We start from the raw sequence: 25,157 nt of genomic DNA, 5'->3' as shown, positions 1-25,157 counted from the left end.
GCGACCTGGCTCATGCCGTGGCCGTACGCATCCACTCCCGAGCATCTTCCCCGGCCGCGATGCGCATCGGTGCGGCCGGATCGGTGGCGGCCTCCCAGACGGCCTGGGCCACGTCGCTGGCGTGGGTGATCTGGCCATGGTCCTGGAAATTGCTGAACACCTGGGCAGCCAGCGGGCCATAGGCATCCGGGATGGCCCCCTCCATGCGCGGGCGGGCATTGTCGGCGAAGCGCGTATGCGGTGCCCGGCCGGGCAAGACCAGACGGGCCTGTACGCCCACGCTGGCCAGCTCCAGCGCGACCGATTCGGTGAAGGCATTCACGGCCGCCTTGCTGGCCGTGTAGACCGCCAGCAGCGGCAGCGAGCGCAGGGTCACCGAGGACGTGACATTGACGATCACCCCCGCAGCGCGCTGGCGCATCTGCGGGATCACGGCCTGGGTCATGGCGATGCTGCCCAGGGTGTTGGTCTCGAAGATCTCGCGCACCTGCTCCATGGGCTGGGCTTCGACGGCGGCCAGCGCGCCGATGCCGGCATTGTTGACCAGTACGTCGATGGGCCCGGCCTGGCTGAGGGCCGCGGCGATGCTGGCGGCGCTGGTCACGTCCAGCGGCAGGATGCGCAGGTTTGGCGAGGCCGGCAGCAGGTCGCTGCGCGGTGTGCGCATGGTGGCGATGACCTGCCAGTCACGTTGCAGGAAGTAGCTTGCGATTTCCAGGCCGAAGCCGGACGAACAGCCAGTGATGAGGACGGTTTTCATGAACGTTTCCTTGTGGTGTGGGAGAGGACAAGGCAAAGCATAGGCGTTGATCACCGGACTTGCTACAATCAGGAGTCCATCATTCATTTGCAATCGTCCAGCCATGTCCGACACCGCATTGACCGATCCCCTGGCCGAAGTGGTCGGCCTGCTGCGGCCCGCCGCCCGCTACACCAAGTATGTGCAAGGCGCCGGCGGCTGGCGCGTACAGCGCTCGCGGCCGGAGCTGGCCTTCTATTGCGCCGTGCTGGAAGGCAGTTGCCGCATCCTGCGCGCATGGCCGGGTGTGGGTCCCGGGGATGAAGGCATCGTGCTGCATGCAGGGGATTTTTTCCTGGCACCGGCCATGCAAGGATTTACCCTGGCCAGCATGGCGGAGTGCGAGGACGCCGTCCTCGACGAAGACAATCCCCCTCCGCGCCTGCCCGATGGCCGCTATCACCTGGGCACCCTGGGCCTGCCGCCGGAGGTACAGCTGGTGGTGGGCCATTGCGTCTTCGAGTCGCCCGACACGCCGCTGCTGCTGTCGCTGCTGCCCAGCCTGGTGGTGGCGCGGGCACACGCGCGACTGGCCACGCTGGTGCAACTGGTGGGCGACGAATACCGCGCCGAACGCCCGGCCCGTGATGTGGTGTTGGCGCGCCTGCTGGAGGTGCTGCTGATCGAAGCCCTGCGCTCCAGCGCCGATGCCGGCGCCGCTGCCTCCCCCGGCCTGCTGCGTGGCCTGGGCGATGTACGGCTCGCCTCGGCCCTGCGATCCATACATGCACATCCCGCCGAGGATTGGAGCGTGGCGCGACTTGCGCGCGCAGCCGCCTTGTCACGGTCGTCCTTCTTCGAACGCTTCCGCCGCGAAGTCGGGCTGGCACCCATGGAATACCTGCTGGCCTGGCGCATGGCACTGGCCAAGCGGCTGTTGCTGCGCGATGACGGCTCCATGGCGGAAGTCGCGCAACAGGTCGGCTACAGCTCGGCGTCCACCTTCAGTGTGGCCTTCAGCCGCCATGTGGGCGTGCCGCCTTCGGCATTCGCCCGCCAGGGCAGCAGCTAGGCGGCAACGAATCCCACTCGCTCCATGGTGCCGATATGCATGCTCAGCAGCTGCACGGCACGATCGGTCTTCTTGTCGCGCAGGGCCTCGATGATGAGGCGGTGGTCGTGATCCGAGCGCGGCTGCCAGCCGCGCTTGAAACCGGTCGAAAACAGGTAGCGTGAATTGGTCAGCTGCAGCTGCTTCAACACCGCCAGCAGGCGCGGCATGCCGCATTCGCTGGAGAGGATGTCGTGGAACAGGTTGTTGGCGGCATCCCATTCGATGAGCGAGGCAGCCTGGGCGCAGGCGTCCTGGGCCTCTTCCAGGCGCGCGATGTGCTGCGGCCCGAACTTGCGCACGCTGTGGCGCAGGGCCAGGATTTCCAGCGCGCCGCGCATCTCCGCATTTTCCTTGACCGCGGCCCGGTCTACCTGCGTCACCCTTACCCCGCGACGGGGCAAAGTGAGTACCAATCCCTGTGCCTCCAGCTGGCGAAATGCTTCCCGCACGGGTACGTGGCTGGACTGGAATTCCTGGGCCACGTGATCCTGCCGCAGCGCCGCCCCGCCTGCGATATCGCCGCGAATGATGCGCGTGCGCAGCACCTCGGCAATGCGTTCAACGGTGCTGGGATGCTCGGTTTGGTGCGCCATATTTTTATAGATAATCTATGAAAAAAGAAATTGTTCTACGAAATTGAGCGAAGTTAGAATCCGCCGACGTTGAATTCTAAGCCTTTTCACACACGGACCGGATTTTATCGATGAGCCAGTGCCCCGCCCCTTCCGCTGCCAACGGCCACCAGGTCAGCGCGCCGCTGCATTTCCACCGCCCAGCTGCGGCCATTGATGGCAGCGCCGTCGCGCAGCTTTTCGAGCTGCCCTTCCTCGACCTGCTGTACCGCGCCCAGACCGTGCATCGGCAACACCATCGGCCCAACGAAGTCCAGCTCTCCAGCCTGTTGTCGATCAAGACCGGGGGCTGCGCCGAAGACTGCGGCTACTGCTCTCAATCGGCGCATCACAAGGAGGCCAAGGTCCCGGCCGGCAAGCTCATGGGCGTGGACCAGGTGGTGCAGGCGGCGCAAGCCGCGCGCGACCAGGGCGCCACCCGTTTCTGCATGGGTGCCGCCTGGCGCAACCCCAAGGAGCGGGACATGGCCGCCCTCACCGAGATGGTCAGCCAGGTGCGTGCGCTGGGGCTGGAAACCTGCATGACCCTGGGCATGCTGGAGCAGGCCCAGGCCGAGGCGCTCAAGGAAGCCGGGCTGGACTACTACAACCACAACCTCGATACCGCCCCCGATTTCTATGGCCAGGTGATCTCCACCCGCACCTACCAGGACCGGCTGCAGACCCTGCAACGGGTGCAGGACGCCGGCCTGAACGTGTGCTGCGGCGGCATCATCGGCATGGGCGAGACACGCGCCCAGCGCGCCGGGCTGATCGCCCAGCTGGCCAGCCTGCCGGTGCCGCCGCAGTCAGTGCCCATCAATCACCTGGTGCCCATTGCCGGCACGCCCCTGCAGGATGTGGCGCCGCTGGACGAATTCGAATTCGTGCGCACGGTCGCCGTGGCCCGCATCGCCTTGCCGCATGCGGTCATTCGCCTCTCGGCCGGACGTGAAAGCATGAGCGACGCGACCCAGGCACTGTGCTTTGCAGCGGGAGCCAACTCCATCTTCCTGGGTGCCAAGCTGCTGACCACGGCCAATGCACCGGTCTCCGCCGACCGCGACCTGTTGCAGCGCCTGGGCCTGCAGGCGGCGCCTGCGGCTGCCTGATGCACCTGCACTGGAGCACCGCGTATTGCGGCGGGGCCTGGGTCATCAGCGGCTACGAGGAAGTAGCCAGCGCGCTGCGTGATCCCCGCTTCACCGTGCGACGGGCGGCGCGCTGGATCAACAGCGCTCTAGGCGCGCGCAGCGACGAGGACTGCGACCAGCAGGCGCAGCAGCGCTTCAAGCGACTCTTTTCGCGTTCTCTGCTGTTCCTTGACGGACGCGCCCATCGCCGCCTGCGCGGTGTGCTCAATCCGGGCTTCAAGCCGGCTGAGCTGCAAGCGCAGCGCGCGGGCATCACTGCACTGGCGCATCGCTTGATCGATGACATCGTCGCTGATCCGAAGTCAGCAAACGGATTCGACTTCATCGGGCGTTTTGCACGGCCACTGCCCGCGCTGGTGATTGCGCAATTGCTGGGATTGCCGGATCGCGTGCCTGCGCAGTTCATCGATTGGGCCGCCGATCTCGCCGCCTTCATCGGCAGCCCGACACCGGATGCAGCACAGGCGCGCGCCGCGCAAGACGCCCTGGCGGAGCTGTGCCAGTTCTTCACGCAGGTGCTGGAACGCCCTGCCGACCTGGCCCCTGGCTGCCTCGTGCGCACGCTGCTGCAAGCGCACCAGGACCGTCAGCTGAACCGCACCGAATTGCTGGCACAGTGCTGCACCCTGCTCTTTGCCGGCTACGAAACCACACGCAATTTGCTGGGCAACGGACTGCTGGCCCTGCTGCAGCATCCGGACCAATGGGCAGCCCTGAAGGCAGAGCAAGACGATACGGCGGCGTTGCGCCTGGCCGTGCGCGAGATGCTGCGCCATGACAGTCCGGTGCAATACACGGGCCGGCGCCTGCTGCAGGATGTGGCAATGGGCGGACAGACCTTGCGGCGCGGGCAACTGGCCATCCTGCATATCGGCCAGGCCAATCATGACGCGCGGCGCTTCAGCGAGCCCCATCGCTTTGATATCCGGCGCGACGAGGGCATGCACCTGTCTTTTGGCCAAGGGCCTCACGTCTGCCTGGGTGCGGCGCTGACGCAGCTGGAAGCCGAGATCGCCTTCAGCGCCCTGATGCAGCGCCTGCCTGCGCTCACACTCGCCGACACGCCACCGGTCTGGCAAGACAATGCCGCCTACCGGGCGCTGGACCGCTTGTCTGTATTTTTCTGAAAGCACTTCCATGCAAGATTTCACCACCCGGCTGGAGGCCCTGGCCAGCCAGAGCCTGCTGCGCACACGGCGCGTGGTCGAGGGGCCGCAAGGTCCTTTGCTGCAGGTCGAGGGCACCCAGGAGCTGTCCTTCTGCAGCAATGATTACCTGGGCCTGGCCAACCATCCCGCCCTCATTGACGCTGCCACCGACGCCCTGCAACGCTACGGCATGGGCGCCGGCGCCTCGCCCCTGATCAGCGGCCACAGCCGCGCCCATGAATCGCTGGAAAGCGAACTGGCCGCCTTTGTCGGCACGCCTTCGGCCCTGGTGTTCGGCAGTGGCTACATGGCCAACCTCGGGGTCACTGCAGCGCTGGTGGGCAAAGGAGATACCGTCATCGTGGATCGCCTCGCCCATGCATCGTTGATCGATGGAGCGCGCTTGTCCGGGGCCAGCCTGAAGGTGTTCCCGCACAACGATGCAGTACGCCTGGAGCAGGTGCTGGCCCGCTGCACCACCGGGCGCAAGCTGGTGCTCACCGATGCCGTTTTCAGCATGGATGGCGACCTGGCACCGCTGGCCGCACTGGCGGCAGTCTGCGGGCGGCACGATGCCTGGCTGCTGGTGGATGATGCCCACGGCCTGGGGGTGCACGGCCCGCAAGGACGCGGCAGCCTGGCCCTGGCCGGGGTGCGCGCAGCGCATGTGCTGACGATGGGGACGCTGGGCAAGGCAGCCGGGGTAGCCGGGGCCTTCGTCGCGGGCGATGCTGGCGTGCTTGCATGGATCCTGCAGCGGGCGCGTACCTACATGTTCAGCACGGCCCATCCGCCCGCATTGGCGGCTGCCACGTCGGCCAGCCTCGCGCTGATCGCGCGCGAAGACTGGCGGCGCGAACGGCTGCAGGCACTGGCCGCGCAATTGCGCGCGGGCCTGGCCGGCCTGCCCTGGTCGCTGCTGCCTTCGGCCACCGCGATCCAGCCGCTGATCGTGGGCGAGAACGCCACCGCCCGCGCACTCTCGGCCGCCCTGCGCGCACAAGGCATCTGGGTGCCGGCGATCTGTCCGCCCACGGTACCCAAGGGGACCGCGCGGCTGCGCATCAGCCTGTCGGCCCTGCACACTTCGGCTGACGTGGCGCGCCTGGTGGCCGCGTTGACCGCATTGGCCTGAGGAGACATGCCCATGGACATCGCCAACTCCCTGGCGGCACGCAGCCTGCGCAGCGTCTGGCATCCCTGCACCCAGATGCGCCAGCATGAACGCACGCCGCCCATTGCACTGGCCAGCGCACATGGCCCCTGGCTCGTCGATACCGACGGGCGGCGCTACTTCGACGCCATCAGTTCATGGTGGGTCAACCTGTTCGGCCATACCAACGCGCGCATCAATGCCGCCCTGGTCGAGCAGCTGGGACGGCTGGAGCATGCCATGCTGGCCGGTTTCACCCATGAGCCGGTGGTGCAGCTCTCCGAGCGGTTGGCAGCACGCACCGGCCATGCGCTGGGGCATTGCTTCTTTGCCTCCGATGGTGCCTCGGCGGTGGAGATCGCACTGAAGATGAGCGTGCATGCATGGCGCAATGCCGGGCATGCAGACAAGAACGAATTCATCTGCATCGCCGGCGGCTATCACGGCGAGACCGTGGGCGCGCTGGGCGTGACCGACACTCCCTTGTTCCGCAGCGCCTATGAGGCCTTGCTGCGCCCGGCCCATATCGCCGCCTCGCCCGATGCGCGCCTGGCCGGCCCCGGCGAAAGCGCCGCCGATGTCAGCCGCCGCGCCCTGGCCGATGTGCAAAGGCTGCTGCAGGAACGCAGCGGGCGTATCGCCGCCATCATCGTCGAGCCGCTGGTGCAGTGCGCGGCCGGCATGGCCATGCATGATCCGGACTACGTGCGCGGCCTGCGTGCCCTGTGCGATGCGCATGGGGCGCACCTGATCGCCGACGAGATCGCGGTCGGCTGCGGACGCACCGGCAGCTTCTTCGCCTGCGAACAGGCCGCAATCTGGCCGGACCTGCTGTGCCTGTCCAAGGGCATCAGCGGCGGCTACCTGCCGCTGTCGCTGGTGATGGCCAGCGACGCCATCTATGCGGCCTTCTATGACGATGACGTGCGGCGCGGCTTCCTGCATTCGCACTCCTACACCGGCAATGCCCTGGCCTGCCGCGCTGCCCTGGCCACGCTGGACATCTTCGAGCAGGACCAGGTGATCGAACGCAACGGCCGCATCGCCGCGCTGCTGGCGCAAGCCCTGCAGCCGCTGGCACAGGATGCCCGCGTGCAGCACGTGCGCCAGCGCGGCATGATCTGGGCCTGTGATGCGCGCATCGACGATGCGGCAACAGCAGCGGCGTTCCCACGCCGGCTTGCCCGGGAAGCCGCGCAGCGCGAACTACTGGTACGCCCGATCGGTACCGCGCTCTATGTGATGCCGCCGTACATCATCGACGCTCAGCAGGCGCAGTGGCTGGGTGAACGGCTGCATGCCGCTTTCGATGCGGCACTCAGTGGGAAGGAGAAGGCATGAACGGCCGCAGCTGTTTCGTCACCGGTACCGATACCGGCGTAGGCAAGACGCTGGTGGCCTGCGCACTGATCCACCTGCATGCGGCAAGCGGCTTGCGGGCCGGCGGCATGAAGCCGGTGGCCTCGGGGGCTTTCCTGCATGAGGGCGTGTGGTGCAACGAGGATGTGCAAGCCTTGCAGGCCGCCTCCAATGCCGCCTTGCCGACGCAGCTGGTCAACCCCTACCTGCTGCGTCAGGCCACGGCGCCGCATATCGCGGCGGCGCAAGAAGGCGTGCAGGTCACGCTGGAACACCTGCTGCAATGCCATGCGCAGTTGCAATCGTCCTGCGATGTCCTGGTGGTGGAAGGTGCGGGAGGCTTCATGGTGCCGCTCAATGCCGAGCACAACAGCGATGACCTGGCAGTGCGACTGGGCTTGCCGGTGGTGCTGGTGGTGGGCATCCGCCTGGGCTGCATCAATCACGCCTTGCTCAGCGCGCAGGCCATCCGTGCCCGGGGCTTGCGCCTGGCCGGCTGGGTCGCCAACCATATCGATGCGGGAGAAAAACAGGGTGAGGCCATGGTGGCGTCGCTCATCCAGCGCCTGCGGGCGCCGCTGCTGGGCCGTCTGCCGTGGTTGCCGGGCATGACGGCGGCGCAGGCTGCTGCGCGTCTTACTTGGCCTGATCCACCCTGAGGCCACGGGCGAGCTCATTGCGCACCGCCGTGAAATGCTTGTCATGGATGGTGCGATAGCTGGCCAGTCCCAGCTCGGCCATCGAATTGGACAGCTCCACCAGTTCGGTGACGGCCTCTTCGGAATACAGGGCATCGACCTCATTGGCGTCGAGCCAGCGGCGGATGCGGCGTTCGCCGGAAAACACGAAGTCGCTCAGGCGCGCCCAGTGACCGCGCACGATGGCCGCCTCCTGGCCATCACGCCCGGCCAGTGCGCTGTCGACTTGGGTGACCAGCTGGCGCATGCTCTTGCCGCTGCCATCCGAGAGATAGCGCGTGATCTCCTCCTCAGTAGCGCAGTACCACAGCCAGAGGGCATTGAATGCGGTTTCGATCTGGGGACCGATCAAGGCAAAGGCCGAGGCGTGCACCGGCATGTCATTGCGCAGCAGCAGGATGATGCCGCAGTGGTGCTGCTGGGCCACGGTGAGGCAGCCGATGGCGGCGCAGGCACGGCGGTCATCGGGCAGCGGCTGGCCGTTGTATTCGGCCGAGATCCGATAGGCCAAGGACTGCGCCTTGGCCAGCAGGTGATCCAATTGCATGGGACGACTCCCCTTCGTGTGAGGGCACGTGTACGGACGACTTGTTGTTATTTTTTTCAGCTCACGCCAGTGGCGCCGTCGAGGACAATGCGGATCTTTCGGGCCAGTTCATCGTGGCGATAAGGCTTGTCGATGACGGCAAACTCGCCATCGGCGCCATGCCGCTCTATCGACTCACTGGCATAACCGGTAGTTAATAAAATTTTGATGGAAGGTATCATGCGCCGGGCCTCCCGCGCCAGTACCACCCCATTCATGCTGCCGGGCATGATCAGGTCGGTGAACAGCAGGTCCACCTTCGGCTCCGAACGCAGGACCTGCAGGGCTTGCGTCGGCGAGTTGACCATGCTGACACGGTAACCCAGGCTCTCCAGCATCGCCTGGGCCAGCTCGGCGACCTCGATTCTATCGTCTACCACCAGAACGTGCTCGTGGCCACCCTGGCTATGGGTGCGGTTGTCGTACTCGAAGGCGCCGCCGACCTGGTCCTGCGTGGCCGGGAAGTAGATCGAGACGGTCGTGCCACGGTCCATGCCCGATGAAATCCGCACCGAACCGCCGGACTGCTTCACGAAGCCATACACCATCGACAATCCCAGCCCTGTGCCCTTGCCTTCGTCCTTGGTCGTGAAGAAGGGATCCATCACGCGCGGCAGGATGTCGGGCGGAATGCCGGGGCCGTTGTCGGAAACGGCGATGCATACATAGAGGCCGGGTTTCACGCCCAGCTGGATCGCCCGATCTTCAGAAGTCAGGTCTTCATTGCTTGTATGGATGCGCACCGTTCCCTTGCCGGACATCGCGTCGCGCGCATTGATGAGCACGTTCAGCAGCGCCACTTCCATCTGGGTCGGATCGACGCGGCAATTCCACAAGCCTTGACCCAGCTCGGTTTGTACTTCGATGTCGCCACCGAGCGTGCGCTGCACGAGATCGGTAAAACCCTCCGTGAGCGAATTGAGGTTGATGGTGCGCCCCTCCAGCCGCTGCTTGCGGGCGAAGGCCAGCAATTGCTGGGTCAGCATGGCGGCCTTGCCGGACGCCTTGCGGATGCTGTCCGTACTGCGCGCCACGCGGTCGAGGTCGGGCTTGTCGCTGCGCAGGGCCAGGTTGATGATGTCCAGGTAGCCGCTGATGACCTGCAGGAGGTTGTTGAAGTCGTGCGCGATACCGCCGGTCAGCTGGCCCAGCGCCTCCATCTTGCGCGCCTGGCCCAGCGCCTGCTCGGCGTCGCGGCGGCGGCTGATGTCCAGTTGGGAACTGAAAAAATACTTCAGCTCGCCATGCTGGTCATAGACCGGGGAAATGAAGAGCGCATTCCAGAAGGTGGAGCCGTTCTTGCGGTAGTTCAGCAGTTCGGTGGCGATTTCGCGGCGCTCGGCCACGGCTTCGCGGACCTGCGCCACGACCGACATGTCGGTTTCCGGGCCTTGCAGGAAGCGGCAATTCTTGCCCACCACTTCGGCGCGGCTGTAGCCGGTCATGTTGATGAAGGCATTGTTGACGAAGATGATCGGGTTGTCAGGCCGGTTCGGATCCGACACGATCATCGGCATGCGCGTCATTTCGACGGCGGCAAAAAAGATATCGTTGGCGTCATCGCCTACCGCGACCTTGGCGTGGTCGTTACGTATTCCTGCATCATTGAAGTCGTCGGCAGGCCAATGCACCGTGGGGTGCCTGGCGAATGTGGGCATTGTATTTTTCTCCGTTTGGCTGTTTTCGGTTGCAGTGAGGCAACGGGAAGCGAGCTGCTTTCAGGAGTTTGGACACGGAGTACCTCATCGGTTCCCCGCGATTTGCAACAGGAACGCGAGTGGCCTGTTACATCTTTTTGCCTGCCTGTCGCCAGCCTTGCCACAGGCGGGATTCCCATGGATGAGCTGGCCGCGGTGTCGTGCTTTCCTACGTCAACAAGCGGCCTTGATCCAGCGTATAAGAACGGTCGCTGACCATGGCCGCGAAGTGCGTATTCTGCTCGCACAACAGGATCGACATGCCGCGCTGCTTCAATTGCAGGATCATGCGGGCCATCTGCTCGACGATGACGGGCGCCACGCCTTCAGACGGTTCGTCCAATAGCAGCAACGCAGGATTGCCCATGAGCGTGCGGGCGATGGTGAGCATCTGCTGCTCGCCGCCGCTCATGCGTCCGCCAGGGCGATGGGGCATGGCGCCCAGGTTGGGGAAAAGCGCGAAGAGCGCCTGCGGGGTCCACCCTGGAACACCTGGGCGGGGCGGCTGGCGGCCGGTCTCCAGGTTCTGCAGCACGCTCAGTTCAGTGAAGATGCGCCGGTCCTCGGGGACGAAGCCCAGCCCCAGCCTTGCGCGCCGGAAAGGGGCCAGGGGCGTGATGTCACGTCCGTCCAGGGAGACCTTGCCCTGCGTGCCTTCGAGCAGGCCCATCAGCGCTTTGAGCGTGGTGGACTTGCCCGCGCCGTTGGGGCCGGTGAGTGCGACCACTTCGCCGCGTCCGACTTCCAGCGAGAGATCAAACAGGATATGCGCCTGCCCATAGTAGGCATGCAAGCCCTGCACTTGCAGCAAGGGCGGCCTCATGCAGCACTCCCGAAACTGGCGCCGGAACCGAAATAGACCTCGCGCACGCGGGCATCCTGGCGTACCGCGTCCGGCTTGCCTTGTGCGATCAACTGGCCGCGCGCCAGCACGATGATCTCGTCGGCAAAGGCGAACACCACATCCATGCTGTGCTCCGTAAACAGCACCGACAAGCCGCGTTCGCTGACCAGACGGCGCGTGAGGGCCATCAACGCCTGTCGCTCGCGCGGGGCCATGCCGGCCGTCGGTTCATCCATCAGCAGCAGGCGCGGCGCATTGGACAGCGCCATGGCCAATTCCACGCGTTTGATGTCGCCATAGGCCAGCACGCCGCAGGCGCGCCCTGCCTGGTCGGCCATGCCAACCTGGGCGAGCAGGTCCATGGCTTGTTCGCGCAGGCAGGCCGCCGCCGGACGCCACAATTGCCACAGCCGGCGATGATGCGAGAGCAAGGCCGCCTGGACGTTTTCCAGGACGGTGAGCGAGGCAAAGGCGGCCGAGACCTGGAAGGTGCGTCCCACCCCACGCCGCCAGATACGGCGGGCGTCGAGGCCGGCGATGTCTTGACCATCAAGCAGGACACGTCCGGCATCGGGGCGCAGCTGGCCGTTGATGACATTGAAGCAGGTCGACTTGCCGGCGCCGTTGGGCCCGATCAGCGCCAGCATCTGCCCGGCCGGCAGCGCGAAGGACACGCCATCGAGCGCAGCCACGCCCCCGAAAGACTTGCGCAGGCCATCGACTTGCAGCAGGCTCATGCGCCCTCCTCCTTCGCGGACGGACGCACGCCGCCCCATGCACCTGCGACGCCACCCGGGAACAGCAGTACCAGCAACAGAATCACGCCACCCAGCAAGGCGCGCCAGTAATCGGTCTCACGCGCCACCAGATCTTGCAGCCAAGTAAACAGTGCCGCCCCCAGCAAGGGGCCCAGCAGGCTTTGCACGCCGCCCAGCAAGACCATGACCAGGCCATCGACCGAGCGCCCCACACTGGCCACTTCCGGCGAGATGCTGCCTTTGGAAAATGCGAACAGCACACCGGCCAGCCCGCAGAACAATCCGGCGATGGCAAAGCCACCCCATTGCAGGCTGCGCACGTCCATGCCCAGCGACTCGGCGCGCCCGGCCGCATCGCGCGCGGCGCGCAAGGCCAGCCCGAACGGTGCATGGATCACGCGCCGCAGGAGATGCACGCCCAGGGCGGCGCAGGCCAGGGCCAGGTAGTAATACGCCAAGGGCGAGGCCAGCGCGTCGGCGGGACGAATCCCGACCAGCCCGTTGCTGCCGCCGGTGAGGTCGTCCCACTGGAAAATGGTGGCCCAGACGATCTGGGCAAACGCCAGCGTGAGCATGGCCAGATAGACGCCCGACAGGCGCACGCAGAACCAGCCGAACAGGATGGCCCCGGCCATGGCCGCGAGCGCGCCGGCGAGCATGGCCAGCGGCATCGGCCACTGCAGTTTCAACGTGACCAGTGCCGCCGCATAGGCCCCCAGGCCGAAATAGGCCGCGTGACCAAACGACACCATGCCGCCCGGCCCCATCAGGAAATGCAGGCTGGCGGCAAAGAGGACGGCGATCAGGATCTCCACCATCAGCACCGGCAGATAGGGGAACCGGGTCGCCAGCAAAGGCAGGGCCAGCAAGGCCAGCAGCGCAGCCCACCCCGCCAGGCGGGTCTTGCGGCCGGCTGCGCGCAGGGGCGCGTCATGGCCGGCCCCGCTGCGCACCAGTGCCAGCGGTTTGCCGAACAGGCCCCAGGGGCGCATCACCAGGATGGCCGCCATCACCAGGAATTCCACGACCAGGGTGAGGCGAGAGAGCGAGACCTCGATGCCGAACAGGGAGACATTGCCCAGTGCGATGCACAGCGCCTTGACCTCCGCGATCAGCAAGGCGGCGGCAAATGCGCCGCCAAGCGAGCCCATGCCACCGACCACCACCACCACGAAGGCATTGCCGATGGTATCGAGATCCAGGGCCAGGTTGGCCGGCATGCGTGGTCCCTGCAGGGCGCCGCCCAGTCCAGCCAGGAAGCAGCCCAGCGCAAAGACGGCAGTGAACAGCCAGGCCTGGTTCACGCCCAGTGCGCCCAGCATTTCACGGTCCTGGGTGGCCGCGCGGATGAGCGTGCCCCAGCGCGTGCGGTTGAGCAGCAGCCACAGCAGCCCGAACACCAGCGGGCCGATCACGATGAGCAGGAGGTCATACTGCGGCAGGCGCCGTCCCAGCAGATGCACGGCACCGGTGAGTCCCGGCGCACGTGGGCCGAACAGGTCTTCCGGGCCCCAGATCCAGAGCGCGGCGTCCTTGATGATCAGTACCAGGGCGAAGGTGGCCAGCAGTTGGAACAGTTCCGGCGCACGATAGATGCGGCGCAGCACCAGCACTTCCACCACGGCACCAAGCGCGGCCACGGTGAGCGCGGCCAGCAGCAGTGCGCCCCAGAAACCGAGGGCCGTGCTGCCCAAGCGCTCCACCAGGCTGTAGGCCACATACAGCCCCAGCATATAGAAAGAGCCATGCGCGAAATTGACGATGCGGGTGACGCCGAAGATCAGCGACAGGCCCGCCGCCACCAGGAACATCGCGGAAGCATCGGCCAGGCCATTGAGCAGCTGGACGGTGAGACTGGCAAGCGTCATGGCATCAGGACTGGCCGCAGGCGGACAAGGACACGATCAGTGTGCGGATCAATCGGCCGGGCGCAGCTTCTTGACCTCGGCATCCGGCAACTGCAGGCTGGCACCGTCCACATAGCTGAAGCTGGTCATGATGCCGCGGCCGTCCTTGAGGCCGGTACGCCCCACGAAAGCCCCCAGCGTGGACTGGTGATCCTGCGGACGATAGACGATGGAAGCCACGGGGGTCTCCACCTTCAGGCCCGAGAAGGCGGCGGCGAGCTTGTCGGCATCGGTGCTGCCCGCCTTCTTGATGCCGGCGACGATGGACATCAAGGCGCTATAGCCGACCAGCGAACCATTGCGCGGGGTGTCGTTGAATTTCTTGCGGTAGGCGTCCACGAACTTCTTGTGCTCGGGCGTGTTGATGGCATACCAGGGATAGCCGGTGACGATCCAGTTCTGCGGCGCTTCGTTCTTCAGCGGATCGAGGTATTCCGGTTCGCCGGTCAACAGCGACACCACCTCCACCTGGTCGAACAGGCCGCGCGTATTGCCTTCGCGCACGAACTTGCCCAGGTCAGCAGCGAACAGCGCGTTGAAGATGGCATCCGGTTTGGCATCGGCCAGCGCCTGCGTGACCGCACCGGCATCGATCTTGCCCAGCGGCGGCGCTTGTTCAGCCACGAATTCCACATCCGGCTGGGCTTGCTTGAGCAAGGTCTTGAAGCTGGCCACCGCAGACTGGCCATATTCATAGTTGGGATAGACGATGGCCCAGCGCTTCTTCTTCAGCTTGGCAGCTTCCTTCACCACGGAGGCCACCAGCATGTAAGTCGAGGGACGCAGGCGGTAGGTGTACTTGTTGCCGTTCTGCCAGACAATCTTGTCGGTCAGCGGCTCGGCCGCCAGGAAGAAGACCTTGTGCTGTTTGGCGTAATCGGTCAGCGCCAGCCCGGTATTGGAGAGGAAGCCACCAAAGAGCAATGCCACACGCTCGCGCGCCATCAGTTCTTCGGCCACGCGCACGGAGTCGCCGGGGTTGCCGTTGTCGTCGCGGGCGATCACTTCCAGCTTCTTGCCCAGCACGCCACCGGCGGCATTGACTTCATCCAGGGCCATCTCCCAGCCCCGGCGGTACGGCTCCAGGAACGCTGGCTGCGCCTTGTAGCTGTTGATCTCGCCGATCTTGATGGTGTCCTGCGCCTGGGCTGCGCCCGCAGAAAGATTCACGATGGTCGCGGCGCACGCCCACAGGAGGCCGCGCTGGAAGTTGAAATGGTTCACGTCATTCCCTTCTGGTGAGAGTGCCCGGGCCGCCGAGGCGCGCGGGGCGGGCGTAATGATAACCGCTGGCGCGGCCGTATGCAGATTACTTCACACGCTGTTTTTCCAGCTTGCGCGCCAGGGTACGACGGTGCATACCCAGGCGGCGGGCGGTTTCGGAGATGTTGAAGTCGGTTTCCACCAGCACTTCATGGATGCGTTCCCATTCCAGGGTCTTGATGGAGGTGGCGCGCGCGGGCAGCTCGACCTCCGACACGCCGGCCACATGGCCGAAGGCAGCTTCGATGTCGTCGGTATTGGAAGGTTTTGCCAGGTACTGGCAGGCGCCCAGCTTGATGGCTTCCACCGCCGTGGTGATGCTGGCGAAGCCGGTCAGCACGACGATGAGCATGGCTTCATCGTGGGCATGCAGCATCTGCACGCAAGCCAGGCCCGAGGCGTTGCCGCCCAGTTTGAGGTCGACCACGGCATAGCCGGGATTGTGTTCTTTCAGGTGGGCCGCCGCTTCCTCCTGGCTGGCGGCCAGCAGGACGGTATAGCCGCGACGCTCGAAGGAGCGTCCCAAGGTGCGTGCGAAGGCGGCGTCGTCCTCGATGATCAGAAGCAGGCGATCAGCCGGCATGTGCATTTCCTATTTTTCTACTTTGCCAAAGCCGGTATTGTAAGGCGAGACGGCGCCGGACACCGGCGGCACCTGAAGAAAAAGGAAATGATTACAGTCAAAGCCGCGTCAGGCGCGGCTTGCGCCACATCAAGCGCCGGTGGGATAGTCCGGTGCTTCGCTGACCGTGGTCTCCTCGGTCAGCGGTGCCAGGCTGATGGCCGACAGCGGCAGCTCCAGCGTCACGCGCGCACCACCGGCGGCACGATTGCTGGCCCAGACCCGTCCACCCAGCTTGCGCGCCACGTTGACCACGAAGAACAGGCCCAGCCCGCGTCCCGGCTTGCCCTTGGTGGACTGGTAGGGCTTGCCGATCTGGTTGATCATCCAGTCGGGGAAGCCCGGGCCACGGTCGCTCACTTCCATGAGCAGCAGATCCCCTTCCCTGCGCACCTCCAGCGCCAGCCACTGCGGCGAGACCTCGAAGGCGTTGTCCAGCACGTTGCCCAGCATCTGCTTGATGGCCGAGTCGAAGGCCACCGGCACATCCTGCCCGATCAGGTTGCGGTATTCGAAGATCTCCACCGGGCGCGTCTTGCGCCAGTCTTCGGCAACGCTGTCGAGGAAGGTGTTGATGGTGGTCTTGATGGAGGATTCCCCGCGCGCCTCGCCGGCCGAGAGCAGCACGCCGCTGACGATGGATTTGCAGCGTTGCAGCTGGGCTTCCATCTCGGCGATGTCTTCCAGCATGTCGGCACGCTGGCTGATCTCGGGCATGCGCTTCCAGTCGCCCAGGATCACCGATACGGTGGCCAGGGGCGTACCCAGTTCATGGGCCGCACCGGAGGCCAGCAGGCCCATGCGCACGATGTGGTCTTCTTCCGCAGCACGCTGGCGCAGGTCGGCCAAGAGGGCATCGCCGGCACGCAGGTTGCTGCTGATGCGGGTGATGAAAAACACCATCAGCCCGGCATTGAGCAGGAAGCAGATCAGCGTGCCCTCCACATACAGGCTCAGCAAGCCGGCATTGTGGTCCGGCGGCAGCGCCAGCGGCTCGGAAAAGAGCGCCAATCCCGCCAGGCAGGCCATGGTCACGGCGACGATGGCCCAGCTCGACCAGGGCTTCAGGAGCACGGCCGAGAGGATGATCTGCATCAGGTACAGGAAGGCGAAGGGATTGGTGATGCCGCCGCTCAGGTAAAGCTGGAAGGTCAGCACCGCCACGTCCACCAGCAAGGCCAGGAACAGTTCGGCATTGGTGGCGATGCGCCGCTCGTGCCAGCGCAGGTGGCTGGCGATGTTGAAGGCGATCAGGCAGGACAGCACCTCCAGCATGTGCGGCAGCGGCAAATGCAGGTCGAACACCAGCACCACGAAGGCAATCGTGGACACCTGCCCCAGCACCGCCAGCCAGCGCAGCTGGATCAGCAGCAGCATGTTCTGGTGGCCGGCCGGGTTCTGCTCGCCCTGGCGCAGGCGCTGCCAGCGCTCGCGCAGGGTCTTGCGCTTGGCGACGGTGTCGGAGGCGGTCATCGCTCAGCCACGGGCTTGTGCATCCTGGATGCGCTGGCGCCAGCGGCGCTCGTCGCGGATGACCCAGTAGCCCGCACCCAGCGACATCAACGCCAGGGCATACCAGGTCAGGGCGTACACCAGGTGACTGTTGTGGAAGGCAATCACGGTCAGGCCACCGACGGGTTTCTGCGCATCGGGAGCGCTGGCGGCATTGGCTTCTGACGAAGCCTTGTCGGCATCGACAAAATACGGCGCCACCTGCCCAACGGGCAGACCACGGGCTTGTGCAATGGCCTTCACATCACGTGAATACCAGCGGTTCTGTGCGGCGTCGTTGCTGCGCAGGAAACCGCCACCCTGCTCGCTCATGCGCAACAGACCGGTCACTTCGTTCATCTGCCCCGCAGGCGCGTCCGGCAGCTGCGTGTCGGCCAGCTTGAGCGGCGAAACCGGCACGAAGCCGCGATTGACCAGCACCAGGCTGCCGTCGGCGGCCTGCAACGGCGTCAGCAGCCAGGCACCGCTGCCGAGGTCGGTACTGGCCTGCACGGCCACCGTCTTGCTGTACAGGTAGCGGCCACTCAAGACCACGCGCTTGTATTCATCCCGCTCGGCGCCGACATTCGGCCAGTCCTGCGGAGCGGGTGGTGCCACCGGTGCGGCGTGCACGCGGGCGTCCACCTTGGCGATGAGGTCCAGTTTCCATTGCAGGCGATAAACCTGCCAGGTTCCCAGGGCGGCGAAGACCAGAAAGAAAAATCCCGCCAAAAGCGTCAGCAACAACAAGCTGGCCTTTGTGCGGGATACCGGGGCGGCTTGCACCGCCCCGCTTTCTTTGCCTTGCTTCACGCCATTGCTTGGCGTTTGGCTCATTTCGATTGGGCTGCGCCGTGTTGCATGCCCTGCATGCCTTGCATCGACTGCGGCACGGTTTCGTTGGCCATGTTTTCCGGCGACATGGTCGGCATCATGTTGTGGTTCAGGTGATACATGACCCACAGCGAGCCGGACAGCGTGATGACCACGATGACGATGGTGAAGATCATCGCCAGCATGTTCCAGCCGCCTTCGGACTTGCCGTTCATGTGCAGGAAATACTTGATATGCACCACGATCTGCACGGCCGCGAAGGCCAGCAGTACGATGCCCAGGGTCGCCGAGCTGGCGATGGTCTTGTTCATGACCATCCAGAACGGGATCGCGGTCAGGATCACGGCCAGCACGAAGCCGGTAACGTAATCCTTCATCGTGCCGTGGGCGGCGTGGTCGCCATGACCATGACCATGGTCGTGACCGTGGCCGTGGTCGTCGTGGTGGCCCATCGGACGGGCCGGGTGTTCTTGGTGGCCGCGGCTCATGGCAGGACTCCCATCAGGTAGACAAAGGTGAAGACGCCGATCCAGACCACGTCCAGGAAGTGCCAGAACATCGACAGGCACATCAGGCGACGGCCGTTGGCTTCGGTCAGGCCGTGCTTGTTGATCTGGAACAGCAGCACGACCAGCCAGATGATGCCGAAGGTCACGTGCAGGCCGTGGGTACCGACCAGCGCGAAGAACGAGGTCAGGAAGCCGCTACGGGTCGGGCCGGCGCCTTCGTGGATCAGGTGCAGGAACTCATACAGTTCGAAGTAGATGAAGCCAGCACCCAAGAGACCCGTGATGATCAGCCAGATGATGGTGTTCTGCTGCTTCTTGGCCTGCATGGCCAGCATGGCGAAACCGTAGGTGATCGACGACAGCAGCAGCAGCGCGGTGTTGAGCGCCACCAGCGGCAGGTCGAACAGCTCGGCGCCGGTCGGCCCGCCTGCATAGTTGCGGCCCAGGACGGCATAGCACGCAAACAGACAGGCGAAGATCAGGCAATCGCTCATCAGGTAAATCCAGAAGCCCAGCAGGGTGCCGTTCTCCGGATGGTGATGGCGGACGAAATAGCGCGAGCTAGGCGTCGCGTCGGCCGTGTGGTTGATTGCTTCAGACATGGCTATTCAACAGACGTGTGCGCTCTGCTTCGACACGGACGACTTCGTCGGCCGGGATGTAGTAGTCGCGGTTGTAATTAAAGGTGTGCACGATGGTGGCCACGCACAGGGCGATGAAGCCGGCCACGGCGGGCAACCACATGTGCCAGATCATGGCGAAGCCAACAGCAGCGGACAGCGCGGCGATGATGAAGCCTGCACCGGTGTTCTTGGGCATGTGGATTTCCACGAAATCACCCAGCGGACGCTGATAGTTGTTCTTCTTCATGTCAGCCCAGGCGTCGTTGTCATGCACGACCGGGGTGAAGGCGAAGTTGTAAGCCGGCGGCGGCGAGGAAGTCGACCATTCCAGGGTACGGCCGTTCCACGGGTCGCCGGTCACATCGGCCAGCTTCTTGCGGTCGCGGATCGAGACGGCAATCTGGATGATGAAAGAAGCGATGCCCAGGGCGATCAGGCCAGCGCCCAGTGCTGCAGCCACGAACCAGATCTGCAGCGACGGATCGTCGAAGTGGCTCATGCGACGGGTCACGCCCATCAGGCCCAGCACGTACAGCGGCATGAAGGCCAGGTAGAAGCCGACCAGCCAGAACCAGAACGAGCACTTGCCCCAGAATTCGTTGAGCTTGAAGCCGAAGGCCTTCGGGAACCAGAAGTTGATGCCGGCGAACATGCCGAACACCACGCCGCCGATGATGACGTTGTGGAAGTGGGCGATCAGGAACAGCGAGTTGTGCAGCACGAAGTCGGCCGGAGGAACGGCCAGCAGCACGCCGGTCATGCCACCGATGACGAAGGTGACCATGAAACCGATGGTCCACAGCATCGGCACTTCAAAGCGGATGCGGCCACGGTACATCGTGAAGAGCCAGTTGAAGATCTTGGCACCGGTAGGGATCGAGATGATCATCGTGGTGATGCCGAAGAACGAGTTCACGCTGGCGCCCGAACCCATGGTGAAGAAGTGGTGCAGCCACACCAGGTAGGACAGGATGGTGATCACCACGGTCGCGTACACCATCGAGGTGTAACCGAACAGGCGCTTGCCGCTGAAGGTCGACACGATTTCCGAGAACACGCCGAAGGCCGGCAGGATCAGGATGTAGACCTCGGGGTGGCCCCAGATCCAGATCAGGTTCACGTACATCATGGCGTTGCCGCCCATGTCGTTGGTGAAGAAGTTGGTGCCGAAGACGCGGTCCAGGGACAGCATGGCCAACACGGCGGTCAGCACCGGGAAGGCAGCCACGATCAGGACGTTGGTGCAGAGCGAAGTCCAGGTGAAGACCGGCATCTTCATCATGTTCATGCCGGGGGCGCGCATCTTGACGATGGTCACCACCAGGTTGATGCCGGAGAGCAGTGTCCCTACCCCGGCCACCTGCAAGGCCCAGATGTAGTAGTCCACCCCCACGTCAGGGCTGTACAGGATGCCCGACAGCGGCGGGTAAGCCAGCCAGCCGGTGCGGGCGAATTCGCCCACGAACAGCGAGGCCATCACCAGCAGCGCGCCGAAGGTGGTCATCCAGAAGCTGAAGTTGTTCAGGAAGGGGAATGCCACGTCGCGTGCACCGATCTGCAGGGGCACGACGTAGTTCATCAGACCGGTCACCAGGGGCATGGCCACGAAGAAGATCATGATCACGCCGTGGGCGGTGAACACCTGGTCATAGTGGTGCGGCGGCAGGAAGCCGGCGTTGTCGCCGAAGGCGATGGCTTGCTGCGCACGCATCATCAACGCATCGGCAAAGCCACGCAGCAGCATGACGATGGCCAGCACGATGTACATGATGCCGATGCGCTTGTGGTCGATACTGGTGAACCAGTCGCGCCACAACATGCCCCACAGGCGATATTTGGTGAGCAGGCCGAGTACGACTATGCCGCCCAGCGCCACCATGGCGAAGGTACCGATCAGGATCGGCTCATGGTATGGAATCGCTTCCAGACTGAGACGACCGAAGATCAGCTTTATCAGGTCAAAATTGTCAGACATCTTTACTTCCCGGGGAAAAAGGAAATTGGGGCGCAGCGGTGTTCTGCTGCGCTGATACGGCTACCAGGCAAGGAAATCATTCGGCCTTTTGCTGGCCCGGTTTCACGTTCAGGTCGGTGGCCATCATCTTGTCCATGCAAACCGTGTTGGGTGCTACGCAGCGGTTCACGATGGCGTGGAACAGTTCGGGCTCGACGCTGCCGATCAGGCGGGCAGGTTCGCGTTCGCTCGGCTGTTCCAGCTTCAGGTACTCGGCACGGTCCAGCTTGCCGGCGCCTGCCTTGGCTTTCTGCACCCAGGCGTCAAAGCCGGCCTGGTCCAGGCCATGGAACTTGAAGCGCATGTGCGAGAAGCCGGCGCCGCTGTAGTTGGCCGAGAAGCCTTCGTATTCGCCGGCCTTGTTGATGACGGCGTGCAGCTTGGTTTCCATGCTCGGCATCGCGTAGATCTGGCCTGCCAGTGCCGGGATGTAGAAGGAATTCATCACGTTGGAGGCAGTAATCTTGAACTGGATGGGAACATCCACGGGCGCCGCCAACTCATTGACAGTAGCGATGCCCTGTTCCGGATAGATGAACAGCCACTTCCAGTCCAGCGCCACCACTTCCACCACCAGCGGCTTGACCTGGGGCGACAGCGGACGCTCGGCGTCGATGCGCGAGAGCGGACGGTACGGGTCCAGGGTGTGGGTGGTGATCCAGGTCAACAGGCCCAGGGCGATGATGATCAGCAGGGGCGCGCCCCAGATGACCAGTTCCAGGCGGGTCGAGTGATCCCAGTCCGGCTCGTAGGGAGCGGAAGTGTTGCTCTTGCGATAACGCCATGCGAACAGCAGCGTCAGGATGATCACCGGGACGATGATGAGCAGCATCAACGCGGTCGAGATGACGATCAGGCGTGCTTGCTGGTTAGCGATGTCGCCGGAAGGATTCATCACGACGGTGTTGCACCCAGCCAACAGAAGCGCAGGAAGCAGGAGCAATCCGCGACGGAGGATTTGAGAAACCATGAAGGAAAATTCCAGTCGTATGTATCAGAGCGTGGTAATGTAACGCCAATAAAGTGTGTTGGCGATTGGACGTTTTGTCCCACCCTGTCACTTGCCACCTGCCAGGTTGGGATTAGGGCCTGTTCACACTTAATCTGCGAGATGCGTTGCCCCCAGAAGGCGTGGTGGCAAGGCGCGCGTCAGGGCTGGTGGTGGCGCCACCAGCCCTGACGTGCAACGCGGCCAGCGCGCCTTCTGGGGGCAACCCTCCGGGAGAGGCCGCCAAGCGTCGCCTGCCGTTGTTGCAGCTCCTTGCCGTGGCACCACCACGGCGCGTCGCTGCGCCTAGGCAGTCAACGCTTGGCGACCTCTCGCACTCGCAGATTAAGTGTGAACAGGCCCTGTAGCACGTACTGCGACTAAACCTCTAACAGTGGGAGACAAAGCCATGGCAAGCACCAGCATCCACAATGGTGAAGGTTCCGGTCAACTCCGGCCTCAATCCAGCAATCCTTCCACTCACCACGAACACGGCACGATCGAACCCGGTGAGATCGCGGTGGGCGTGGTGATCGGACGCGCGTCCGAATACTTCGACTTCTTCGTCTATGCACTGGCTTCGGTGCTGGTGTTCCCGGCGGTTTTCTTCCCCAACGAACCGAAACTGGAAGGCACGCTCTACGCCTTCGTGATCTTTGCCTTCGCCTTCCTGGCCCGCCCCATCGGGACCACGATCTTCATGGCGATTCAAAAGCACTACGGCCGAGAGGTAAAACTGACGCTGGCGTTGTTCATGCTCGGCTTTTCGACTGCGGGCATTGCGTTATTGCCAACTTACGAACACATCGGTGTGTGGGCCATCATCTTGCTCTCGCTCTTGCGTGTCGGTCAAGGGGTAGCACTCGGCGGCGCGTGGGACGGCCTGCCTTCGTTGCTGGCGATGAACGCCCCGCCGGAGAAGCGTGGCTGGTATGCCGCGATGGGCCAGCTGGGCGCACCGCTGGGCTTCGTGATCGCCGCCAGCCTGTTTGCCTACATGCTGGCCACGCTGACCACGGCCGACTTCCTCGAATGGGGCTGGCGCTTCCCCTTCTACGTGGCCTTTGCCATCAACGTGGTCGCCCTGTTCTCGCGCCTGCGCCTGGTGTCGGCCCCGGAATACGCCAAGCTGCTCGATGAGCGCGAGCTGGAGCCGGCCGGTGTGGTAGAGCTGGCCACCACCCAGGGCCGCAACATCATCATCGGCGCCCTCGCCGCGCTCGCCAGCTATGCGCTGTTCCACCTCGTGACGGTGTTCCCGCTGTCGTGGATCAAGCTCTATTCGCTGCGTGAGGCGTCGGATTTCCTGGTGATCCAGATCTGGGGCGGATTGATCATGGCAGTGGGCATCCTCGTTTCGGGCGTGGTCGCGGATCGCTTCGGCCGCCGCAATACGCTGGGTTCGATGGCGCTGTTGATCGCGATCCTGTCGGCCTTCGTGCCGGCCCTGATGAACGGCGGTGAATCCGGCCAGAACACCTTCATCCTGATCGGCTTTGCCTTGCTGGGCCTGTCCTACGGCCAGGCTGCCGGTGCCGTGACGGCCAACTTCAAGACCCGTTATCGCTACACCGGCGCGGCCCTGACTTCAGACCTGGCCTGGCTGGTTGGTGCCGGTTTCGCCCCGCTGGTGGCGCTGGGCTTGTCGGCGCACTTCGGCATGGCCTATGTCAGCTTCTACCTGCTGTCGGGTGCGGTGGGTTCGCTGGCCGCACTGAGCCTGAACCGTGCGCTGGAAGCGCGGGATGACTGAGCCGCTCTGACATCCCCATCCCTGCGCGCAGGATGAAAAAACCCGGAAGGAAACTTCCGGGTTTTTTATTGCGCCGCGCGCGTGCGCGTGTACGTGAAATATCCTGCAAGCCTCAGGCAGGCGCGCCGCCATTGACCACCTCATGCACGAAACGCAGCTTCTCCAGCACCGGCGTGGACAGCGTGAAGGGATAGGAGTCCGGCATCCCGATGCTGCGATTGAGACTGTTGAGCACATAGGTCAGCGCAAACCATTCGCGAGCCAGTTCGTCAAAGGAACCGGCCGCCACCGGCGGCGCCTTGATGACCAGTTTCTGCTCGCCCTCATGGCGCGGCCGCAACTGCACGCCGCAGGCGTAGGCAGTCTCCAGGGTGTCGAACATATGAAGATAATGGGCCCAGGTCTCCGCCCAGTCTTCCCAGGGGTGGCTGCTGGCGTAGGCACTGACGAAGTTTTCTTCCCAGTCCGGACGCGGGCCATTCTCGTAATGGACCTTGAGCGCTTCGCCATAATCCTGGCGCTCGTCACCGAATTTCTCCCGGAACGGTGTGATCCAGTCGGTCGGCGCTACCAGCCGGTCAAAATAATAATGCCCGCTCTCATGGCGGAAATGCCCCAGCAGCGTGCGATACGGCTCGGCCATCTGCTCGCGCGCCTGTTCGCGGTAGGCGGGGTCGGCTTCAGCGATGTTGATGGTGATGACGCCATCGGCATGCCCGGTCAGTACCCGCTCGCCATGCGGAAGATCCTGCAGGAATTCGAAGGCCAGGCCGGCTTCTTCATCTTCCATCTTTGGGACCGGCTGCAATTGCAAGGTCCAGAGGGAATGCAGCAGGCGCCGCTTGGCCGTCTCCAGGCGGCTCCACAGCACGCGGTTATTGCCTTCGTCGAGATTGGGAATGACGCGGGTCAGGCGGCAGGAGGCGCACAGCTCGTGCGGCTCGCGCTCATCGAGCATCCAGTTGCAGATGTTCTCGCGCCAGTAGTTGACGCACTGCTTGAATACCAGCCCCTCGTTCTGAGGCTTGACGCTGCGCCAGCGGCCGGACCCCGCCTCAGCGGCGGCAGAGTCGGCATCAGTTGCCGGTGCGACGGCCGGCTCCAGTGGCGAAAAACTGGCAATGGCCTGCAATTGGGGCTGGTAACCCAGCATCCAGCCACAGTTTCCACATACGGTATTTTCGAAGAAGACTTGCGCACTGCAATTGTCGCAATGAAAGGTTTTCATGGGCTCCCCCTGTGTTTATCGTCGTCGCCGGCGAACCATTGTCGCTGGCATCTGGCGTTGGAAG

23 protein-coding genes are annotated in these 25,157 nt (G+C 64.2%); 7 read left to right on the top strand and 16 right to left on the bottom strand.

From position 1 onward, the window contains the following. Nucleotides 1–10: 10 nt before the first annotated feature. A complete protein-coding gene (locus CEJ45_RS07035) occupies nt 11–760 on the bottom strand; it encodes an SDR family oxidoreductase (protein ID WP_088754452.1) in 750 nt (249 codons plus the stop codon). 103 nt (nt 761–863) lie between these two features. Here CEJ45_RS07035 and CEJ45_RS07030 point away from each other — a divergent pair, with 103 nt between their 5' ends. Continuing rightward, nucleotides 864–1,811 (top strand): helix-turn-helix transcriptional regulator, encoded by a 948-nt coding sequence (locus tag CEJ45_RS07030; RefSeq protein ID WP_088754451.1) that lies wholly within the window; start codon nt 864–866, stop codon nt 1,809–1,811. On the opposite strand, the gene CEJ45_RS07025 is transcribed toward CEJ45_RS07030, so the two are convergent. Continuing rightward, a complete protein-coding gene (locus tag CEJ45_RS07025; protein WP_088754450.1) occupies nt 1,808–2,446 on the bottom strand; it encodes a GntR family transcriptional regulator in 639 nt (212 codons plus the stop codon). The genes CEJ45_RS07030 and CEJ45_RS07025 overlap by 4 nt on opposite strands. A 110-nt stretch (nt 2,447–2,556) precedes the next feature. On the opposite strand from CEJ45_RS07025, the gene bioB reads away from it, so the two are divergent. The 5 genes from bioB to bioD are packed head-to-tail and all read left to right on the top strand — an operon-like array spanning nt 2,557 to nt 7,937. Continuing rightward, nucleotides 2,557–3,576 (top strand): biotin synthase BioB, encoded by a 1,020-nt coding sequence (gene bioB / locus CEJ45_RS07020; RefSeq protein ID WP_088754449.1) that lies wholly within the window; start codon nt 2,557–2,559, stop codon nt 3,574–3,576. Continuing rightward, entirely contained in the window at nt 3,576–4,745 is a 1,170-nt protein-coding gene (locus tag CEJ45_RS07015; protein ID WP_088754448.1) for a cytochrome P450, read from the top strand. Before bioB ends, CEJ45_RS07015 begins: the two co-directional genes overlap by 1 nt. Before the next feature lie 10 nt (nt 4,746–4,755). Then, entirely contained in the window at nt 4,756–5,901 is a 1,146-nt protein-coding gene (gene bioF / locus CEJ45_RS07010) for an 8-amino-7-oxononanoate synthase (RefSeq protein ID WP_088754447.1), read from the top strand. 6 nt (nt 5,902–5,907) lie between these two features. Further along, on the top strand, nt 5,908–7,260 hold the full coding sequence (gene bioA, locus CEJ45_RS07005) for an adenosylmethionine--8-amino-7-oxononanoate transaminase (protein WP_420913282.1): 1,353 nt from the start codon (nt 5,908–5,910) through the stop codon (nt 7,258–7,260). Then, nucleotides 7,257–7,937 carry a dethiobiotin synthase gene (bioD, locus tag CEJ45_RS07000; RefSeq protein ID WP_088754446.1) on the top strand — a complete coding sequence of 227 codons (681 nt, stop codon included), beginning with the start codon at nt 7,257–7,259 and terminating at the stop codon, nt 7,935–7,937. The genes bioA and bioD overlap by 4 nt, the downstream gene beginning before the upstream one ends. Here bioD and CEJ45_RS06995 read toward each other — a convergent pair. The 13 genes from CEJ45_RS06995 to cyoA form a co-directional block, all read right to left on the bottom strand. Continuing rightward, on the bottom strand, nt 7,915–8,523 hold the full coding sequence (locus CEJ45_RS06995) for a DUF6988 family protein (RefSeq protein WP_088754445.1): 609 nt from the start codon (nt 8,521–8,523) through the stop codon (nt 7,915–7,917). The two genes, bioD and CEJ45_RS06995, sit on opposite strands and share 23 nt — an antisense overlap. Nucleotides 8,524–8,579: 56 nt before the next feature. After that, nucleotides 8,580–10,220 (bottom strand): histidine kinase famiy protein, encoded by a 1,641-nt coding sequence (locus tag CEJ45_RS06990; protein ID WP_088754444.1) that lies wholly within the window; start codon nt 10,218–10,220, stop codon nt 8,580–8,582. A gap of 208 nt (nt 10,221–10,428) precedes the next feature. Then, a complete protein-coding gene (locus tag CEJ45_RS06985) occupies nt 10,429–11,082 on the bottom strand; it encodes an ABC transporter ATP-binding protein (protein ID WP_088754443.1) in 654 nt (217 codons plus the stop codon). Then, nucleotides 11,079–11,840 (bottom strand): ABC transporter ATP-binding protein, encoded by a 762-nt coding sequence (locus CEJ45_RS06980; RefSeq protein WP_088754442.1) that lies wholly within the window; start codon nt 11,838–11,840, stop codon nt 11,079–11,081. Before CEJ45_RS06980 ends, CEJ45_RS06985 begins: the two co-directional genes overlap by 4 nt. Next, on the bottom strand, nt 11,837–13,729 hold the full coding sequence (locus tag CEJ45_RS06975; RefSeq protein WP_088754441.1) for an ABC transporter permease: 1,893 nt from the start codon (nt 13,727–13,729) through the stop codon (nt 11,837–11,839). Before CEJ45_RS06975 ends, CEJ45_RS06980 begins: the two co-directional genes overlap by 4 nt. Nucleotides 13,730–13,777: 48 nt before the next feature. After that, nucleotides 13,778–14,962 (bottom strand): ABC transporter substrate-binding protein, encoded by a 1,185-nt coding sequence (locus tag CEJ45_RS06970; protein WP_154133404.1) that lies wholly within the window; start codon nt 14,960–14,962, stop codon nt 13,778–13,780. Nucleotides 14,963–15,077: 115 nt separating this feature from the next. After that, nucleotides 15,078–15,614: a response regulator transcription factor gene (locus CEJ45_RS06965; protein WP_088754439.1), complete on the bottom strand. Its 537-nt coding sequence runs from the start codon at nt 15,612–15,614 to the stop codon at nt 15,078–15,080. Nucleotides 15,615–15,743: 129 nt separating this feature from the next. Continuing rightward, entirely contained in the window at nt 15,744–17,126 is a 1,383-nt protein-coding gene (locus CEJ45_RS06960; protein WP_088754438.1) for an ATP-binding protein, read from the bottom strand. 3 nt (nt 17,127–17,129) lie between these two features. Continuing rightward, nucleotides 17,130–17,981, bottom strand: a complete 852-nt coding sequence (locus CEJ45_RS06955) for an SURF1 family protein (RefSeq protein WP_088754437.1) — start codon at nt 17,979–17,981, stop codon at nt 17,130–17,132. Then, nucleotides 17,978–18,466 carry a cytochrome o ubiquinol oxidase subunit IV gene (gene cyoD / locus CEJ45_RS06950; protein WP_088754436.1) on the bottom strand — a complete coding sequence of 163 codons (489 nt, stop codon included), beginning with the start codon at nt 18,464–18,466 and terminating at the stop codon, nt 17,978–17,980. Before cyoD ends, CEJ45_RS06955 begins: the two co-directional genes overlap by 4 nt. Further along, the gene (gene cyoC, locus CEJ45_RS06945; protein WP_088754435.1) at nt 18,463–19,089 is read right to left on the bottom strand and encodes a cytochrome o ubiquinol oxidase subunit III; all 627 of its coding nucleotides are present in this window, start codon (nt 19,087–19,089) and stop codon (nt 18,463–18,465) included. The genes cyoD and cyoC overlap by 4 nt, the downstream gene beginning before the upstream one ends. Further along, nucleotides 19,082–21,085, bottom strand: a complete 2,004-nt coding sequence (cyoB, locus tag CEJ45_RS06940) for a cytochrome o ubiquinol oxidase subunit I (RefSeq protein WP_088754434.1) — start codon at nt 21,083–21,085, stop codon at nt 19,082–19,084. The genes cyoC and cyoB overlap by 8 nt, the downstream gene beginning before the upstream one ends. A 76-nt stretch (nt 21,086–21,161) precedes the next feature. After that, nucleotides 21,162–22,094 carry a ubiquinol oxidase subunit II gene (gene cyoA, locus CEJ45_RS06935; protein WP_039785866.1) on the bottom strand — a complete coding sequence of 311 codons (933 nt, stop codon included), beginning with the start codon at nt 22,092–22,094 and terminating at the stop codon, nt 21,162–21,164. Nucleotides 22,095–22,521: 427 nt separating this feature from the next. On the opposite strand from cyoA, the gene CEJ45_RS06930 reads away from it, so the two are divergent. Next, nucleotides 22,522–23,865 (top strand): MFS transporter, encoded by a 1,344-nt coding sequence (locus tag CEJ45_RS06930; RefSeq protein WP_088754433.1) that lies wholly within the window; start codon nt 22,522–22,524, stop codon nt 23,863–23,865. 112 nt (nt 23,866–23,977) lie between these two features. Here CEJ45_RS06930 and CEJ45_RS06925 read toward each other — a convergent pair whose 3' ends face one another. Next, nucleotides 23,978–25,093 (bottom strand): zinc-binding metallopeptidase family protein, encoded by a 1,116-nt coding sequence (locus CEJ45_RS06925; protein ID WP_088754432.1) that lies wholly within the window; start codon nt 25,091–25,093, stop codon nt 23,978–23,980. Between the last annotated feature and the right edge of the window lie 64 nt (nt 25,094–25,157).

The sequence above is a fragment of the Herbaspirillum aquaticum genome (assembly GCF_002213425.1).
Lineage (GTDB): Bacteria > Pseudomonadota > Gammaproteobacteria > Burkholderiales > Burkholderiaceae_D > Herbaspirillum > Herbaspirillum aquaticum.
The sequence above is the reverse complement of the archived record's forward strand: the minus strand, read 5'-3'. Positions and strand labels throughout refer to the sequence as shown.

Excerpts from the sequence above, each read along its gene's own strand:
- CEJ45_RS06985 (WP_088754443.1), bottom strand. The coding sequence starts at position 11,082 with ATGAGGCCGCCCTTGCTGCAAGTGCAGGGCTTGCATGCCTACTATGGG.
- CEJ45_RS06925 (WP_088754432.1), bottom strand. The coding sequence starts at position 25,093 with ATGAAAACCTTTCATTGCGACAATTGCAGTGCGCAAGTCTTCTTCGAA.
- bioA (WP_420913282.1), top strand. The coding sequence starts at position 5,908 with ATGCCCATGGACATCGCCAACTCCCTGGCGGCACGCAGCCTGCGCAGC.
- CEJ45_RS06960 (WP_088754438.1), bottom strand. The coding sequence starts at position 17,126 with ATGACCGCCTCCGACACCGTCGCCAAGCGCAAGACCCTGCGCGAGCGC.
- CEJ45_RS06965 (WP_088754439.1), bottom strand. The coding sequence starts at position 15,614 with ATGCCGGCTGATCGCCTGCTTCTGATCATCGAGGACGACGCCGCCTTC.
- CEJ45_RS07030 (WP_088754451.1), top strand. The coding sequence starts at position 864 with ATGTCCGACACCGCATTGACCGATCCCCTGGCCGAAGTGGTCGGCCTG.
- CEJ45_RS06975 (WP_088754441.1), bottom strand. The coding sequence starts at position 13,729 with ATGACGCTTGCCAGTCTCACCGTCCAGCTGCTCAATGGCCTGGCCGAT.
- CEJ45_RS06930 (WP_088754433.1), top strand. The coding sequence starts at position 22,522 with ATGGCAAGCACCAGCATCCACAATGGTGAAGGTTCCGGTCAACTCCGG.
- CEJ45_RS06995 (WP_088754445.1), bottom strand. The coding sequence starts at position 8,523 with ATGCAATTGGATCACCTGCTGGCCAAGGCGCAGTCCTTGGCCTATCGG.
- bioB (WP_088754449.1), top strand. The coding sequence starts at position 2,557 with ATGAGCCAGTGCCCCGCCCCTTCCGCTGCCAACGGCCACCAGGTCAGC.
- bioF (WP_088754447.1), top strand. The coding sequence starts at position 4,756 with ATGCAAGATTTCACCACCCGGCTGGAGGCCCTGGCCAGCCAGAGCCTG.
- CEJ45_RS07035 (WP_088754452.1), bottom strand. The coding sequence starts at position 760 with ATGAAAACCGTCCTCATCACTGGCTGTTCGTCCGGCTTCGGCCTGGAA.
- cyoC (WP_088754435.1), bottom strand. The coding sequence starts at position 19,089 with ATGTCTGAAGCAATCAACCACACGGCCGACGCGACGCCTAGCTCGCGC.
- CEJ45_RS07015 (WP_088754448.1), top strand. The coding sequence starts at position 3,576 with ATGCACCTGCACTGGAGCACCGCGTATTGCGGCGGGGCCTGGGTCATC.
- cyoD (WP_088754436.1), bottom strand. The coding sequence starts at position 18,466 with ATGAGCCGCGGCCACCAAGAACACCCGGCCCGTCCGATGGGCCACCAC.
- CEJ45_RS06955 (WP_088754437.1), bottom strand. The coding sequence starts at position 17,981 with ATGAGCCAAACGCCAAGCAATGGCGTGAAGCAAGGCAAAGAAAGCGGG.
- cyoA (WP_039785866.1), bottom strand. The coding sequence starts at position 22,094 with ATGGTTTCTCAAATCCTCCGTCGCGGATTGCTCCTGCTTCCTGCGCTT.
- cyoB (WP_088754434.1), bottom strand. The coding sequence starts at position 21,085 with ATGTCTGACAATTTTGACCTGATAAAGCTGATCTTCGGTCGTCTCAGT.
- CEJ45_RS06980 (WP_088754442.1), bottom strand. The coding sequence starts at position 11,840 with ATGAGCCTGCTGCAAGTCGATGGCCTGCGCAAGTCTTTCGGGGGCGTG.
- CEJ45_RS07025 (WP_088754450.1), bottom strand. The coding sequence starts at position 2,446 with ATGGCGCACCAAACCGAGCATCCCAGCACCGTTGAACGCATTGCCGAG.
- bioD (WP_088754446.1), top strand. The coding sequence starts at position 7,257 with ATGAACGGCCGCAGCTGTTTCGTCACCGGTACCGATACCGGCGTAGGC.
- CEJ45_RS06990 (WP_088754444.1), bottom strand. The coding sequence starts at position 10,220 with ATGCCCACATTCGCCAGGCACCCCACGGTGCATTGGCCTGCCGACGAC.